The organism is Agrobacterium sp. ST15.16.024, assembly GCF_027956545.1.
In the GTDB taxonomy this organism is placed as follows: Bacteria; Pseudomonadota; Alphaproteobacteria; order Rhizobiales; family Rhizobiaceae; genus Agrobacterium; species Agrobacterium cucumeris.
The window spans coordinates 19,990-35,343 of sequence record NZ_JAQKGO010000006.1 but is presented as its reverse complement, the minus strand read 5'-3'; the positions used below and the strand labels follow the sequence as shown (position 1 = coordinate 35,343).

The window sequence follows — 15,354 nt, the reverse complement described above, 5'->3', positions numbered from 1 at the left end:
CGATTGCGACAAAGCTAGGGAGATTTTCCACACCCGCCGCGAAGTTTGGCATGAGGTTCCAGAAGGTCGGATTGACCTCAAAAACACCCGCCTTTACCCTTTAATTACACAAAATACATAAATTAGGTGCATTAATATGAAGGCTGAACATTCCCGCCGCCAGATCCTCAAGTTCGGCCTTGCCGGCGCACTCGCGGCACCGCTGGTCACGGGCCGCGCGCTCGCTCAAGCCTCTTCGGATTTCCCTGCGGAGCTGAAGCTGGACTGGGGATTTTATTCCTCCCACACACTGCTGATAAAGAACAAGGGCTGGCTCGAAGAGGCTTTTAAGGATGTCGGCACCAAGATCACCTGGGTGCAGTCCCGTGGCAGCAACAATTCACTGGAATTCCTGAAGGTCGGCTCGACCGATTTTGCCGGTTCGGCGGCACTGTCGGCCTTTCTGGCCCGCGCCAACGGCGTGCCGCTGAAGGTTATCTATGTGGCCAGCTGGGGTGGTTCCTCCATCATTCAGGTGCGCCCGGATTCGCCGGTCAAGACCGTTGCCGATCTCAAGGGCAAGACCATCGCAGTCACCAAGGGAACGGCACCCTATTTCACCCTGGTGCGTGCGCTTGACCAAAACAAGCTGTCGATCGACGATCTGAAGGTCGTGAATCTGCAACATCCGGAAGGCTTCAACGCGCTGCAACAGGGTCAGGTCGATGCCTGGGTCGGTATCGATCCGCATACATCCCAAGCGGAACTTGCTGGCGACAGGGCGATTTTCGATGAGCGCAGCTGGCGCGATGGCAGCGTCTTCAGCGTTTCGGAAGAATTTCTGGCAAAGCACCCGAAAGCGGTCGAGCGACTGCTCGGCGTCTGGGTGGAGACGCAGAAGTGGATCCGCGAGAATAACCGCGAATTCATCGATTTCGTCACCAAGGTCACCGGCAACGATCCCAAAATCACCGAACTGACGATTAACAAGCGCGACTGGAAGGATCCTATTCCCGGTGAGGAATTGCTGAACTCGATCCGCATCGTCACGCCACTGCTCGGCAATGATGTTCTGCGCCCGGGCGTCAATGTTGATAATGTTCTTTCATCGCTGATCGATCCGGCACCGGCGAAAAAGGCACTCGGCGCATGAATTCCCATCCGCGCGAATTCCAGCGCGTGAAGCAGCCTGCCAAACAATTCCCCTCCCGCCTGCCGTTCTTGCAGCGGGTGGGCAATTTCTTTGGCCGCTTTGATCTGCGCGGCGCAATCGTGCCGGTCGGCTCATTGGTGCTGCTCGAGCTTTTCGTTCGTTTGGGCTGGGTCAGCCCCTATGTGCTGCCGCCGCCTTCCGAACTTTACGAGACGTTTCTGCGGCTTGCCGAAGGTCCATTGTGGACGAATGTTGCGGCCAGTACCGCGCGCGTCTTTGTCGGCTTCGTCATCGGCTCGCTGCTGGCGGTGGTCGTCGGTTCGCTGGTCGGTTTGGTGATTGCTGCCGAGCGTTATCTCGAGCCGACATTTCAGGCGCTGCGCGCCGTGCCCAGCCTTGCATGGGTGCCGCTGCTGATGATCTGGTTCGGCATCGGAGAAACTTCAAAAATCGTGCTGATCGCCAAAAGCGCGTTTTTTCCGGTTTATCTCAACCTCTTCTCCGGCATCAGAAACGTCGACCGCAAGCTGGTGGAAGTGGGCGAGATGTATCGCCAGCCGCTGCCCGTTCTGGTGTGGCGGATCTTCATTCCCGCCTCTTTGCCGCATCTGTTCACCGGCCTGCGTTACGGGCTGTCGCTCGCCTGGCTGAGCGTTGTCGCAGCCGAGCTTCTGGCCGCGTCTGAAGGCATCGGCTACATGCTGTCCGACGGACGGGAACTCTCGCGGCCCGATCTGGTGATGATCGCCATCATCTGCCTTGCGGTGCTGGGCAAGATTTCCGACAGCCTGTTCAAGATCGTCGAGGAGCGCTGCCTGCGCTGGCGTGACACCTATTCCCTCAATGAAGGAGGGCGGCTGCGATGAGCCTGCTCAATGTCGATGTGCGCGAAAAAGCTTTCGGCGATACTGTCGTCCTTCAGGATATCCACCTGACGCTTGGTGATGGTGAGGCGGCTGTTCTTCTTGGCCCCAGCGGCTGCGGCAAGAGCACGTTGCTGCGCATTGCCGCCGGTCTCGACCGACGTTTTTCCGGTACGGTCAGGGTTCAGCAGGCAGAGGAAGATGAGGCCTCGCCGCCCATCGCCTTCGTGTTTCAGGAACCTCGCCTGATGCCCTGGCTGACGGTTGCCGAGAATATAGGTTACGCCGCCGGCAAGAAATATGATGTCGAGCGGGTCGAGGGCCTGATCAACGATGTGGGCCTGAGCGGCCACGCCGGCGCGCTGCCAAAGGCTCTTTCAGGCGGCATGGCGCAGCGGGTGGCCATCGCAAGGGCGCTCTATACCCGGCCGCGCATCCTGCTGCTGGATGAACCCTTCAGTGCGGTGGACGCTTTCACGCGGATGAAATTGCAGGACCTGGTGCTGAAAATCGTCGAACAGCGCGGCATTTCCTTCCTGCTCGTCACCCACGATATCGACGAAGCGCTCTATCTCGGTGACCGGATCTACATGATGGGCGCCCATGACGGCCGTATCCAGCAGCGGATAGAGGTGGACGTGCCGCGCCCGCGTGACCGAAGGTCGCCGCAACTTGCCAGCCTCAAGAACGAGGTGCTGACCGCCCTGCACAACGCCCATGTCATCTGACGGCTGCGCCTCACCCGAATAGTCGGCGTGAAGCTGGCAGGCGAAGCTGAGCAGCCCGAAAGTCTGCCGCAGCATTCGCCGTTCCTCCATCCGTTCGAGGCTACATCTTTCTCCGAGTCATGACTTGTCCAAGGCGAGGGCCAGGTCAGCGACAAGATCGTCGGGATGTTCGATACCGATTGACAGCCGGATTGTGGAATCCAGCACGCCGATGCGCTGGCGAACATCGGCGGGAACTCCCGAATGCGTCATGGTTGCCGGATGGGAAGCAAGAGACTCCGTACCGCCAAGGCTTACCGCCAGTTTGAATATGCTCAGGGCATTGAGGAACTTGAAGGATGCGGCCTGGCCGCCAATGATGTCAAACGAGAATGTCGATCCCGCGCCGGTGCATTGAGCCGCAAACACCTTGCCGACGGCCGACGCCGGCTCACTGAACGACAGGTAGTGGATTTTTTCCACCTTCGGGTGCGCCTTCAGGAATTCAGCCACGACCCTGGCGTTGTTGTCCGCCCGCTCCATCCGGATCTGAAGCGTCTCGAGGGAACGGCCAAGCATCCAGCATGAATGCGGATCAAGCTGCGTGCCGATCGCGCCACGCAAGGCCTTCACCTGCTTCATGACATCCTTCCGACCAAGCGCGGCCCCGGCAATCAGGTCGGAGTGGCCGCCAACATATTTCGTCAGCGAATAGAGCGAAATATCGGCACCGTGCTCGATGGGTCGCTGAAACACCGGGCCGAGGAGCGTGTTGTCGCAGGCGATGATCGGCCTGTGCCCCTGCTTTTGGCCGATCACGTCGGCGACGCGGCCCATCATCGCGATGTCGACAATGCTGTTTGTCGGATTGGCGGGGGTTTCGATAAGGATGACAGACACCCTGCCCTTCGCCATCGCCTCCTCTGCCGCAGCCATCACCGAGGCCTCGCTGACACCGTCGGCGAAGCCCACCGCCGACACGCCGAAATTATGGAAGGTCTTCGCCAGCAGCGTCTCCGTGCCGCCATACAGGGGCTGGGAATGCAGCACGGTGTCGCCCGGTCTAACGAAGGCGAAAAGCGTCGTTGAAATTGCGGACATGCCGGATGAGAAGAGCGCACAACTCTCGGTACGTTCATAAACGGCAAGACGATCTTCAACGATCTCGCTGTTGGGATGGTTGAAACGCGAATAGACGAGGCCCGCGCCCCTGCCCTCCGGCGGTTCCTTGCGTCCGGAGACGTAGTCGAAGAAGTCGCGCCCGTCTTCTGCCGACTTGAACACGAAAGTCGACGTCAAAAACACAGGCGGCTTTACGGCGCCCTCCGACAACTCAGGATCATATCCATAATTGAGCATCTGGGTTTCAGGATGGAGAGCGTGATTGCCGATGTGGGTTTTGGACGGATGCGGCGCGGTCATTTCCGATGATCCCTTGGCTGGCGTTGAACTCACTGCAGGTTACATGCAATCAGGCCAAAATAACTTGCATTTTAAGGCGCAGACATGTCTGATAACGCAATATATTGCGGAGAATCTTCTTTTATGTCGCAGAAAATTGCGGATCAGATCGACAAACGGATACTCAGGGAATTGTCTGCCGATGCGCGGGTCACCAACAACGAACTCGCCGAACGGGTCGGACTGTCGGCATCTGCGTGTCTGCGGCGGCTCCGGCGGCTGGAGGAGGTAGGGGCGATCAAAGGGTATTCCGCGATCATTGATCCGGCAATCGAGGGATGGACGATGACCGCCCTTGCATCCGTCCGCCTCAGCCGCCAGCACGACGACGAAATCCGAATGTTCGAGGCGGCCGTTCTCAACTGGGACGAGGTTCTCGAATGTCATCTGGTCACCGGCTCGAAGGATTACATGCTCAAGGTCATGTGTGGCGGGCTGGAGGACTACGAGCGTTTCATCAAGGACAAGATCGCAAAGCTGAAATGTGTCGATACCATCGAGACAAGCTTCGTCATGAACACAATCAAGGCACGACGCATCTGAGCGTTGCAATTCCTGCCTTCACCCGGCTCTCGCGCTCCCAAAGGGGTCTTCCGCTTAAAAACGAATGTTCAAACCGAACCTGCCGGCGTAACTATAGTTTTCGCTGAAATCGCGCAGGGCAGTTCTGACGTTCGCCTCTCCATAAATTGCGTATTTCCCGTTCGCCCAATTGTATGTTCCACCTATGCCGAGACCACCCAGGAGCCGTTGGTGCCCGCTGGTGAATGCCACGCCTGCCACATCGGTTCTGGTTTCAGGCAGGGCGTCATAATAGAGATTGGCAATGCCATAAGCGTGGATCCGATTGATCTCTCCCGCATCGCTAACCCATGTGGTTTCAAAGTCGGACGACAGGCCAAGACGCATGGTCAGATCATCGTCGTTATCGAGGGATACCTTTGTGCCAAAGACGTCGTCGAAATCCTTGTAGCTGACATTGGAGTAGACAAGCTGCGCTTGCGGCGTCACTGCCCAGCCCCGACCAATGGCGATCTGCTGACCGGCTTCAAGACCAAGCGCGTAACCGAAACCGTCATTGCCGGAGACGAGTCTCGTCGTTGCAGTCGAGGACGAAAGATTGCTGTCGTACCAGGTCAGGTTGGTCTGCCCATCGAGATAGAAACCGCCTTCGCCATACCAAGTCAGGGAGCCACCGAAACCATAGCCATTGCCCCTGATCGAACCATCGCCGAAAACCGAGGTGACATCGCTGTCAATGGTGCCGTAATGCACAGAAAGGCTACCAACCAGACTGCCGCTTTTTCCAGAGTGAAGCTCCAGATCCGAACCGGCCTGCAACTGCCAGGTATCGACCCTGTAGTCTGCCGCTGTTGTCGAAGATTTCGGCGTCATACGATCATGGCTGCCGGTCATGCGCGCCCAGATGCCGCTATCGTCAGCCTCGTCAAATGCAGCCTGAACCTCGTTCGTGTTGCGGTTCCAGATGCGGTTGCCGACGCGCTGCTGAAGCGTGTCCAGACTGTTGAAACGCTGCAGCGCCGAGGCATAGGCTTCGTAAACAGGTGCGCCGGGCTGATAGAGCGGAGTTGCCGAGCCTCCTGAACCGGTTAGAGCCGAGCGCAGATACCAATTGCCATCGGTGGGTGTGGAGGCGCCGCCCTGATAAAGCCGGTAGGCGTAGGCTCCGGCCACCACCGCCGGATCACCCTTAAACAGATAGCTGCCCAGCAGGGAAAAATTGCCGGCTGACACGCCTCCAACCTCGATGATCTTGATGCCCTCAATCGTCTGGCCCCCAGCGCCACCCAGATTGATCACGCGGACATTGGTCGTGCCAGACGTGTTGCCAGTAACGACCAGCTGGTCGGTGGCAGAGCTGTCGTCACCCAGCACCGTTTCGATTTCGAGTGTACCACCACTGCCGATATAGTCGCCTGCAACAGTGAGCGTGCCGATGGAATTGCCCGGCGCGATGGTGCCGCCTGAAAAATTGGTGGTCGTGCCCAGCTGGCCAGTGCCCTGCAGACGACCGCCAACCACCTGCATCGATCCGCCAAGGGAGCCGTTTACGGAGAGGATGCCGTTATAGACGCCAGACGTGCCAAGGAGCGCCGAATTGTTGGCGGTCAACGTGGTTTGTCCGCTACCGAGTTGCTGCACGCCACCCGCCCCTGAAATCGTGCCGCCGAATGTGACCACATCCGAACGGTCAAAGGCCAGAATACCGTCATTGGCAACGTCGCCGATGATACTGCCGCTGGTCCCGCCATCGCCCAGCTTCAGGGTTCCAGCTGTGATCGTTGTGCCGCCTGCATATGTATTCGTGCCGGTCAGCGTCAAGGTTCCGGCACCAAGCTTGGTTAACTCGCCAACGCCGGATATTTCTGGCTCGATCCCGATGCTGAAACCGTTCGTATCAAAAAAACCTCCGCCAGACGCAAGGCGCAGCTGTTGGCCGTCGAAATTCGAGAAGAAGGTATTTTTGTCTTCGATGGCCCGTACGATACCACCGTCAAGCGTGACATTTGCGCTTCCCGAACCTCCACGAAAAAAGCTGGTCTCAAGCACGCCGCGCGCCGTCGCAGTACCGTTTATAGTGACCGTTCCGGACGCATTTGTCACCGAGGAACCAAGCAAGACACCGGATTTCGCGTAAACCAGACCGCCATCTTCGATGGTGATGTCTCCAACACCATGATTTCCCACAGTGAGGCTGGAGCTGGTGATCTGCCAGTTTGAGCCGATCCCTGTCACCGTGACGCTTCCGACGCTACCAGGATTTGCACCAACATATCCCTGGGTGCTTGAGACGGTCGCACCATCTTCGATCAACATCGTACCGTTGGAAAAGCTGCCGACGGCAAGCTGGTCAGAATTGACCCACTTTGAACCCTGACCGGTCACGATGACGCTGCCCCCTAAGAACGTGTCACCTATGATCCCCAGGCCATTGCTGACACTTCCGCCGTCCTCAATGCGTAAGCTGCCATTGTCGATCGAAAGACGCCCGGTGGTTTCCCACATGGAACCCGCACCCGAAACAAGCGCAGTTCCAAAATACGTCCCACCAAGGCTCGCATCTGCGGTGACATTGACCTTGCCGCCTGCTCGGACTTCCAAACCACCGGCCGCACCGTCGCCGATTACAAAATAATCCGTATTGGTCCAGGTTGACGAACTACCGCCTGCGTCTTTTCCGGATACGATGACAGTGCCGCCCACAACTCCGCTGCTGTTGGTCACAACCGCACCGCCGTTGATGTTGAGAGTGCCCCCGGAGGTTCTCGTTTCCATTGTGCTCAGGCTCGAGCCTGTACCGGTCACTGTGACGACGGCACCCGTATCGATGTTAATGTAGTTACCCTCAGCACTACTGCCTGAGATCAGTGCCGTTCCTGAAACCATCCCGATGTCAGTTGAGGCGTCCGGGACAAGGCCCGTGTCCCAATTCCCGGCATCGAACCAGTCATTGTTTCCGGCTGAACCCGTCCAGCTCGCAGTTTGCGCCAGGGCTGGATAAGAGGCGGCTGTAAAAAGGCATCCAAGCAGGAGGCTGCGCGACGAACGAAGGTGCTTCGCTTTTGGGCTTCCCGAGTTCCGGATACTTGGCTTGTCCGGCATCGGACGTCGTTGTTTCAGCATCGCGCGCCCCGAAGCAGACTACCTTGAATGAATCACATTCGAATCTCCTCATATAAGAAGGGTTTATGGTTAACAGAAAGTGGATTTCCGGTTGTATTCCCCGGTCGATCGGACAACCAGCATGCTTTCGCTCTACCCTGGTTGAAGGAAGTTTTCAGCGAAATCGCTTCACCGCTGTTTAGCGTCTCTGAGACCGATACACAGTCGTATCGAGCATGCAGTTTCGCCCAGGGTTATGAGCATTGCCCGGCTTGTTTTCGGCCTGGATGAATACATGGCCAATTCCTGGTTCAAGTCGTGGTTTTGCATCGCGATGTCACGTCCTCAGATCGTCGGACGTGACATCATGATCGTTTGTTTACTGCGTCTTTGTTTCGAGGGCCTTCACAATGGCCTCACCGAATGCCTTGGCCGAGGCTGGGTTCTGGCCTGTGATGAGACGGCCATCGACAACAACCTTGTTCTCGAAAATCGGTACCTCTTCAAATATCGCCCCAGCGTTCTTCAGCGCGCCCTCAAGCTCGAAAGGAACGATCTTGTCATATTGGCGGGAGGCTTCTTCTTCTGCAGTGAACCCCGTGAGCTGGCGTCCGTTGATAAGGCTTTCGCCGTTGCTCAGCTTCACATTCAAAAGGCCTGCCGGACCGTGGCAAACGGCACTGACGATGCCATTGCCCTCGTAAATCTTGCGAATGATATCCTGAAGATCGGTATCGTTGACGAAATCCCACATTGGTCCATGTCCGCCGACAAGTTGGACAGCCGCATATTGTGAGGCGTCGACCTCTGAAAGCTTGATCGAATTTGCGATCTTGTTGCGGTGATCCGGATTGGTCCAGAATGCGAGCGTCGCAGGGTCCTTTAGATCGAACCCGTCAAAAGGCGACAATCCGCCCTTCGGACTTGCAATGTCGAAATCGATACCGGCTTCATCGAAAACTTCTACGGGGTGCGTTAGCTCAGGAAACCAATATCCGCCGACGAGTTCGGGGGTTTTCTTGTCCAGGCTGGACACGACGATCAGGATTTTTTTCTTCGCGGTTTCAGCAGTCTGCGCGAACGAGCTGGCGGGCAGCGCGACAAGGGTGACAATGGCGACGCAGATGCCTGCGACGTGGTTAAAGAGCGACATATCCATTCCTCAAATTGTTGACACGCTCTCCATATGTCCAGCTTCGATTAAAAACATAAGTGCCACGCTTCTATATGGATTGTTTAGAAAACCTTCGTTATCTATCTGGAGCCTTATAGTGTTGCCTTCGACAATGGTCCGAATGGAAAGATCAAATGACGCGTCACGATGCATTCGACGGACTGTCGGAATTCCTGGCAATCGCCAGGCATAAAAGCATCCGCAAGGCAGCATTGGAGCTTGGCGTGACGCCAGGCGCGATCAGTCAGGCGTTGCAGCGGCTGGAACGAAGGCTGTCGACACCCTTGTTTCATCGCACGACCAGAAAAATGTCGCTGACAGAAGCAGGCGAAGGGCTTCTGGGGAAGATAGGCCCGGCGGCTCATCTGATCGAGGCAAGCTTTGAGGAGACGCTCCAGTCTTCAAGCGAGCCGTCCGGCACGTTGCGGCTTATCGTGGAGAGGCTTGCTATTCCGCATGTTTTGGATCCTGTCATGCCCATTTTCAGACGATCTTGGCCGCTGGTGAATGTGGACGTGACGGTCAGCAATCAGCATCACGATTTTGTTGCCCAGGGTTATGACGCTGGTATCCTGCTTGGATCCTATGTTGCCCAGGAAATGATCGCTATCAGGCTTTCACCACCGTTCAGTTGGGCCGTTTTCGGTTCTCCAGAGTATTTCAAAGTGCATGGGAAACCGAAAACACCTGGTGAGCTTACACAGCACCGATGCATTCGATTTCGACGCCCGGAAAAAGGAGACATCTACAGGTGGGAGTTTCTCGATCAGGGTCAGACCGTTCGATTGGAACCGAGTGGACCGATCACAGTGAACGATGGGGAGCTTATGCGGCAATTCGCTTGCCAGGGTCTGGGCCTCATCTATTCGTCGACGTTCCACACTTCCAGCGAACTCGCCCAGGGTCTGCTCGAACCCGCTTTGCTCGATTACTCTCCCGGCGGGGACGGCCTCTTTCTCTACTTCACCAAGGCCGCCCAAAGCCAGCCCAAGTTACGGGCATTCATTGACACCTGCTCGAAGCTGCGCAAACAGTCCAAGTCAGTGACGTGATGTATATTTAATTCCGACCATAAGCGGTGATGCCTCCGGCCCTGCCGCGCACTGTCAGGCTTGGAAACAACATCCAGCCTCTCTTTAATCAGATCTGCCTGCAGCAGCCTCAAGAATGTCCCGGGACTGACCGTCGTGGTCTTCTGGCTGCGTCGTGGCGTTACGACAGGTGCCCAATGGCTTTCTTCTCCGCTATCGCTGTCGCCGCAACAGTTGGTTCTGAGCGACGAGCCCTGGCTCTGGCGAGAAAACAACGCGACGCTCTCGAGAAACACGCATCATTGAACGTGCGTTCGGCGTCGGACCGAGCACATTGACGAAAGCGGTAGCCCTGCTCGCGCAGGATCTCGAAGCTCAGACCGCTTGACGGCGGAGAAGCAGGAGCTCTCCAACCAACCTGAATTTTTGCAACGGAGCCCCATGTGTCGCGGGCAACGCTTTTGATGGGTCCGGAATCCCATGAGTAAGCACGGCGTCCATTTCTCCAGCAATATGAGTGCTGCTGGCGCGCGCGCCGTCGACTAATGCACCACGGTAGTTCATGAAATTAGAGTGATAATTCTGATGGGATCGCACGCTGAAAGCGTAGCCGATGACGTAATCAGATTGAGAGGCAGAGCTGATGGGGCTATTTGGAATTCTGCTCGGACTAGGCTTTCTGATGTGGTTTGCCTACCGCGGATGGAGCGTGTTGCTCCTGGCGCCTGCGGCAGCTCTTATAGTCGCAGTCTTCTCCGGCGAGCCGCTTTTGCCACACTGGACGTCGACATTCATGAGCGGCACCGCACGTTTCGTGATGCAATGGTTCCCCATGTTTTTGCTCGGTGGCATCTTTGGAAAAATGATGGATGACAGCGGATCGATTACGTCGATCGCTCGTTTCCTGACGGAGCGGCTGGGTGTCAAGCGAACCATGCTCTCCGTTGTTCTGGCATCCGCCGTTGTCACCTATGGTGGCGTCAGCGTCTTCGTTGCATTTTTCGTGCTGGTGCCCATGGCAAGGGAAATGTTCCGCGCTGCCAATATTCCGGCGCGCCTCATGCCGGCGGCCATCGGTCTCGGCGCCTTTACCTTCACCATGTCGGCGATGCCGGGCACGCCCTCGACAAACAACGCGATACCGATGCCATATTTCGGCACGACGACGTTTGCGGCGCCCGGTCTTGGTATCATTGCCTCCATTATCACATTCGCCTTCGGAATGTGGTGGCTGGCACGCATTGAGGCGAAAGCCCGTGCCGCCGGAGAAGGATATACCGATGATGAAAAGCCGGTTGTCATCAGTGAAAAGACCCGCGAACAGGCGACCATTTCAGGGGACTTTGATCCAAACGAGCTGACCCACGGACAGAGGAGCAAACAGGCGCCATCGTTCCTTTTCGCCGTTCTGCCGCTGATCGTCGTGATTGGGGTCAACTTCCTGATGGCCCTGGTGATATTGCCGAGGGTGGATTTCTCGCGAGCGGAAGCCGCGCTCGGGATCAATATCGCCTCCACCATTGGCGTATGGGCTGTCCTTCTTGCCCTGGCAGCGGCGATCATCACCGTCATTGCGATCAACTTCGGCCGGCTGGGGTCGCTGCGCGAGAGCCTCGATGCAGGATCAAACTCAGCGGTTCTTCCCATCATGACAGTGGCGAGCCTTGTCGGTTTCGGCGCTGTTGTCGCGGCCATGCCGGCCTTTATGGTCGTGCGGGACGCGGTGCTGCAAATACCGGGCGGTCCACTCGTTTCACTGGTCGTGGCGATGAACACCCTGGCCGGGCTGACCGGGACGGCGTCTGGCGGGATGGCAATCGCACTCAATGCGCTCGGCGCGGAATATATGCGCCTTGCGGCCGAATACGGCATCGACCCTGCCCTGATGCATCGTCTGACGACGATCAGCGCCGGCACGCTGGATGCCCTGCCGCACAATGGTACGGTGCTGCTCCTCCTGCAGATCAGCAAGCAGACGCACGCCGGAAGCTATTTCGACATGATCATGACGGTCATTGTCGGCGTCATCCTCTCTCTCATCGCAGTCTTTTTTCTCGGTTCGATGTTCGGCTCATTCTGAGCGGGCACCGCACGCTGATCCCGCCTGTTCGGGATCCGGTGACAATTCATAGGCTTACCCGTTCAACGTTATGGAGACCGTGCCATGAAGAAAATGTCCGTTCTGATCCTGATACCGTTACTGATGGCAAGCACCCCGGCACTCGCACATGTCGGCCATGGCGACCATGGCTCATTCATGTCCGGGTTCATGCACCCGCTTTCCGGCTGGGATCACATCCTTGCCATGGTCGCGGTCGGCCTTTCAGCTGCCATGCTCGGGGGACGTTCCCTGATCGCCATTCCTGCAACTTTTGTCGCTTTGATGCTGGTGGGCTTTATCGTGGCGCTTGCGGGTGTGCACATCCCCCTGGTCGAGCCGGTCATTCTCGCTTCGACAATCATCATCGGTCTTTCGGTCGCGGTTGCGCGTCCGGTCTCGCCGGTGCTCGTCGCCGTGATTGTCGGCGGGTTCGCTTTTTTCCACGGACACGCCCATGGCACCGAACTGGCCAACCAGAGCGCCCTGGTCTTCGGAGCAGGTTTTGGTATCGCGACGGCATTGCTGCACATGATCGGCATGGGAACGGGCATCGTCGCCGAGCGGCTGACGCGCGGGACAACTGCTCTGCGCCTGGCCGGTGGCGCGACCGCACTTGGCGGCGTCCTTTTACTCGCAAGCTGACTGGCCGAATGCACGTGATGAAACATGTGAAGCCAAAGGGGTCGGCATAGGGCCGGCTTTAGCGATAGCTCCGGGAGAACCATGTGACGCAACAGACATCCGGTGGCCTGCCCATCCAGCTACTGCGCCTGGTGAGCCCAAGCCAGCCCGTCGGCTCGTTTTCCTACTCCCGGGGTCTGGAATGGGCAGTCCACGACAGGATTGTTTACGATGAGGCAAGTGCTGCAGCCTGGATATTCGGTCTTGTCGAGCACAGCTACTCTGTCTGCGATGCGGCTTTGTTCCTGCACATGATGCGGGCGATGAAGGTCGGGGATCGTGACGCGTTCCTGAAGGCTGATGCTTGGCTGTCGGCGGCGCGGGAAAGCCGGGAGATCGAACTGGAAGACAAGCAGATGGGCGCATCGATGTTGAAGGTTCTGCAGGATCTCGGCGTGTCGTCCGCCAAATCCTTCAAGGGGTCGAAGCTGACATATCCGGCAGCCTTCACGCTGGCGGCGACGCACTGGAACATCTCGGAGACCGATGCGCTGCGGGGGCTTCTATGGAGTACGGTCGAAGGCCAGGTGTCTGCGGCCATTCGGCTGGTCCCGCTGGGGCACACGGCCGGCCAGCGCCTCCTTATTGCTGCAGATGACGTCATCGAGCGGGCGGCGAGAAAGGCCGAGACGGTCACCGACGATGAAATAGGCAATGCCGCGCCCGTCATGGCCATGGCGAGTGCCTGGCATGAAACGCAATACAGCCGGCTCTTTCGTTCCTAGGTGCCAATGGAGTCCGCAGGAACGCATCTTGCCGGTATCACACGATAGTCCAAGGAGGGCTATGCATTGATTTCATTGTTTCGTGGCCTCCGGTCCGTTCTCATCCTTGCCGCCGCGGGTGTGCTTTTCGGCGCCTTCCTGATGTTCTGGGAAGCCATACTGATGCTTGTGGACAGTTTCCGGATGGCCCGGCTGAACCCCGATATGTCCGTCATCGTCGCGGTGCTGCGCGCAACGGACAAAATTCTCCTGGGCATCGTGTTGATGGTGGTGGGCTGCGGTATTGCACTTGGCTTTGCGCTCGACATCCCGCCCGAGCAACGATCGAAGCTGCCGCAATGGATGATCATCGATACCGTAGCGGAGCTGAAGAACCTCTTCTTCCAGATGATCATCCTCTATCTCGTTGTCCATTTTGCCGCCCAAGTCGGTGAAATGCAGATGCCTTTGCAATGGGAAGCGCTGGTGCTTCCGATATCCGCGCTCCTTTTGGCAGGAGCAATGAAGCTGACCGCGAGTTCGCACCATCTGGCAGAAGGGACACGGAGCGAAAAACGCAGCGATCACACGAAGGACGTGGTGCGACAAGCCGGCGCAAAGCCGGCTGAGCAACCACCTTCCGAATAGCTGGAGGTGCCGGTGGACTTGAATCGTAGCGCAGGCCGCCAGGAGCGATCACGAGAGGGATTTTCGCCCATGGTCAACGGATGGAATGCGCAGCTCGAATTGTGGTTTGCGCAATCCCACGGGAAGACCCGCCTCATGCACAGACGCCATAGCGGGCCGCTTGCGGTTCAACGTGCCTTTCATCCCGAAAGCGATGGCTCCGCGCATGTCTACATTCTGCATCCGCCAGGCGGTGTTGCAGGTGGCGATGTCCTCGACATCAATTGTCGCCTTGCCCCGCAGGCGCGCTGCGTCCTCACCACCCCCGGTGCGACGAAATTCTACCGAACCGATGGCGGCGCGAGCGTGCAACGCACGCAGATCGACGTTGGCGAAAACGGTATCTGCGAAAATCTCCCACAGGAAACCATTCTTTTTGAGGGTGCGGATGCTTCCATCAACACCCGCGTCACGCTTGCGGGCAATGCCGTTTATGCCGGCTGGGACTTTATCAGCCTCGGCCGCCCAGCGGCGGGGGAACGTTTCGTGACCGGTGGGCTTCAGCAACGTGTCGAGATATTTCGCGATGGCGAGCTTATCTGGTTCGAGCGAATGGCGTTTTCGCGCTCACCGGAGATTCTGGACGCCCCGGTCTTTTTTGCCGGGCGCCCGATCGTCGGAACAATGGTCTATGCGGGACCCGCGCTCGAAAACACCGTTGAATGTATTCGCGAGACGCTTGGCACACAGGCGACAGGTGTTTTTTCGGTCAGCCAGCTCGAGCATGTGATCGTCTGCCGTTACCTCGGCCAGCGCATGTCCGAAGGCAAGGCGCTTTTTCTCCAGGCGTGGAGCATTCTTCGCGAACGGGGCCTCATGAAAAAGGCCGTCGCTCCACGCATCTGGGCAACGTGAACCAGCAAAACGATGAGGGCTACCCATGGAACTGCTACCGCGTGAAAAGGACAAACTCCTGATCTTTACCGCTGCACTGCTCGCAGAACGGCGCAGGGCAAAGGGCCTGAAACTCAACTACCCAGAGGTGGTAGCCTTTATCTCAGGGGCACTGCTGGAGGGCGCCCGCGAAGGGCGAACCGTCGCCGATCTCATGTCATATGGCGCGACATTGTTGACCCGTGAAGAGGTCATGGAGGGCGTGCCGGAGATGATCCACGACATACAGGTCGAAGCGACTTTTCCCGACGGTACGAAACTCGTCACCGTCCACAACCCCATTCCCTGAGGAGGC

Annotated in this window: 14 protein-coding genes; 11 read left to right on the top strand and 3 right to left on the bottom strand. The window is 57.7% G+C overall.

Annotation, left to right across the window (positions count from 1 at the left end):
- Nucleotides 1-136: 136 nt before the first annotated feature.
- The 3 genes from PL640_RS17865 to PL640_RS17855 are packed head-to-tail and all read left to right on the top strand — an operon-like array spanning nucleotide 137 to nucleotide 2,723.
- Nucleotides 137-1,132 carry an aliphatic sulfonate ABC transporter substrate-binding protein gene (locus tag PL640_RS17865; RefSeq protein WP_271362876.1) on the top strand — a complete coding sequence of 332 codons (996 nt, stop codon included), beginning with the start codon at nucleotides 137-139 and terminating at the stop codon, nucleotides 1,130-1,132.
- The gene (locus PL640_RS17860) at nucleotides 1,129-1,998 is read left to right on the top strand and encodes an ABC transporter permease (RefSeq protein ID WP_271362875.1); all 870 of its coding nucleotides are present in this window, start codon (nucleotides 1,129-1,131) and stop codon (nucleotides 1,996-1,998) included. Before PL640_RS17865 ends, PL640_RS17860 begins: the two co-directional genes overlap by 4 nt.
- Nucleotides 1,995-2,723, top strand: coding sequence for an ABC transporter ATP-binding protein (locus tag PL640_RS17855; protein WP_271362874.1), 729 nt, complete (start codon nucleotides 1,995-1,997; stop codon nucleotides 2,721-2,723). The genes PL640_RS17860 and PL640_RS17855 overlap by 4 nt, the downstream gene beginning before the upstream one ends.
- A gap of 117 nt (nucleotides 2,724-2,840) precedes the next feature.
- Here PL640_RS17855 and PL640_RS17850 read toward each other — a convergent pair whose 3' ends face one another.
- Complete coding sequence (locus tag PL640_RS17850) at nucleotides 2,841-4,124, bottom strand: cystathionine gamma-synthase family protein (RefSeq protein WP_271362873.1); 1,284 nt, start codon at nucleotides 4,122-4,124, stop codon at nucleotides 2,841-2,843.
- Nucleotides 4,125-4,247: 123 nt separating this feature from the next.
- Between PL640_RS17850 and PL640_RS17845 the strand changes: the two genes are divergently transcribed.
- Nucleotides 4,248-4,706, top strand: coding sequence for an Lrp/AsnC family transcriptional regulator (locus PL640_RS17845; protein WP_142842991.1), 459 nt, complete (start codon nucleotides 4,248-4,250; stop codon nucleotides 4,704-4,706).
- 54 nt (nucleotides 4,707-4,760) lie between these two features.
- Here PL640_RS17845 and PL640_RS17840 read toward each other — a convergent pair whose 3' ends face one another.
- Both PL640_RS17840 and PL640_RS17835 read right to left on the bottom strand, forming a co-directional pair.
- The gene (locus PL640_RS17840; protein ID WP_271362872.1) at nucleotides 4,761-7,808 is read right to left on the bottom strand and encodes an autotransporter family protein; all 3,048 of its coding nucleotides are present in this window, start codon (nucleotides 7,806-7,808) and stop codon (nucleotides 4,761-4,763) included.
- A gap of 358 nt (nucleotides 7,809-8,166) precedes the next feature.
- Nucleotides 8,167-8,940 (bottom strand): type 1 glutamine amidotransferase domain-containing protein, encoded by a 774-nt coding sequence (locus tag PL640_RS17835; RefSeq protein ID WP_271362871.1) that lies wholly within the window; start codon nucleotides 8,938-8,940, stop codon nucleotides 8,167-8,169.
- Nucleotides 8,941-9,095: 155 nt separating this feature from the next.
- Here PL640_RS17835 and PL640_RS17830 point away from each other — a divergent pair, with 155 nt between their 5' ends.
- The 7 genes from PL640_RS17830 to ureA all read left to right on the top strand — a co-directional run bounded on the left by PL640_RS17830 (nucleotide 9,096) and on the right by ureA (nucleotide 15,348).
- Nucleotides 9,096-10,013, top strand: a complete 918-nt coding sequence (locus PL640_RS17830; protein ID WP_271362870.1) for a LysR family transcriptional regulator — start codon at nucleotides 9,096-9,098, stop codon at nucleotides 10,011-10,013.
- 622 nt (nucleotides 10,014-10,635) lie between these two features.
- The gene (locus PL640_RS17825; RefSeq protein WP_269702295.1) at nucleotides 10,636-12,072 is read left to right on the top strand and encodes a GntP family permease; all 1,437 of its coding nucleotides are present in this window, start codon (nucleotides 10,636-10,638) and stop codon (nucleotides 12,070-12,072) included.
- Between the two features lie 84 nt (nucleotides 12,073-12,156).
- Nucleotides 12,157-12,735, top strand: a complete 579-nt coding sequence (locus tag PL640_RS17820; protein WP_271362869.1) for a HupE/UreJ family protein — start codon at nucleotides 12,157-12,159, stop codon at nucleotides 12,733-12,735.
- An 83-nt stretch (nucleotides 12,736-12,818) separates the two neighbouring features.
- Entirely contained in the window at nucleotides 12,819-13,499 is a 681-nt protein-coding gene (locus PL640_RS17815) for an urease accessory protein UreF (RefSeq protein WP_271362868.1), read from the top strand.
- A gap of 66 nt (nucleotides 13,500-13,565) precedes the next feature.
- Nucleotides 13,566-14,126, top strand: coding sequence for a YqhA family protein (locus PL640_RS17810; RefSeq protein ID WP_237681451.1), 561 nt, complete (start codon nucleotides 13,566-13,568; stop codon nucleotides 14,124-14,126).
- Between the two features lie 135 nt (nucleotides 14,127-14,261).
- The gene (locus PL640_RS17805) at nucleotides 14,262-15,020 is read left to right on the top strand and encodes an urease accessory protein UreD (RefSeq protein ID WP_269702289.1); all 759 of its coding nucleotides are present in this window, start codon (nucleotides 14,262-14,264) and stop codon (nucleotides 15,018-15,020) included.
- A 25-nt stretch (nucleotides 15,021-15,045) separates the two neighbouring features.
- On the top strand, nucleotides 15,046-15,348 hold the full coding sequence (gene ureA / locus PL640_RS17800; RefSeq protein ID WP_142842996.1) for an urease subunit gamma: 303 nt from the start codon (nucleotides 15,046-15,048) through the stop codon (nucleotides 15,346-15,348).
- The last annotated feature ends 6 nt before the right edge of the window (nucleotides 15,349-15,354 follow it).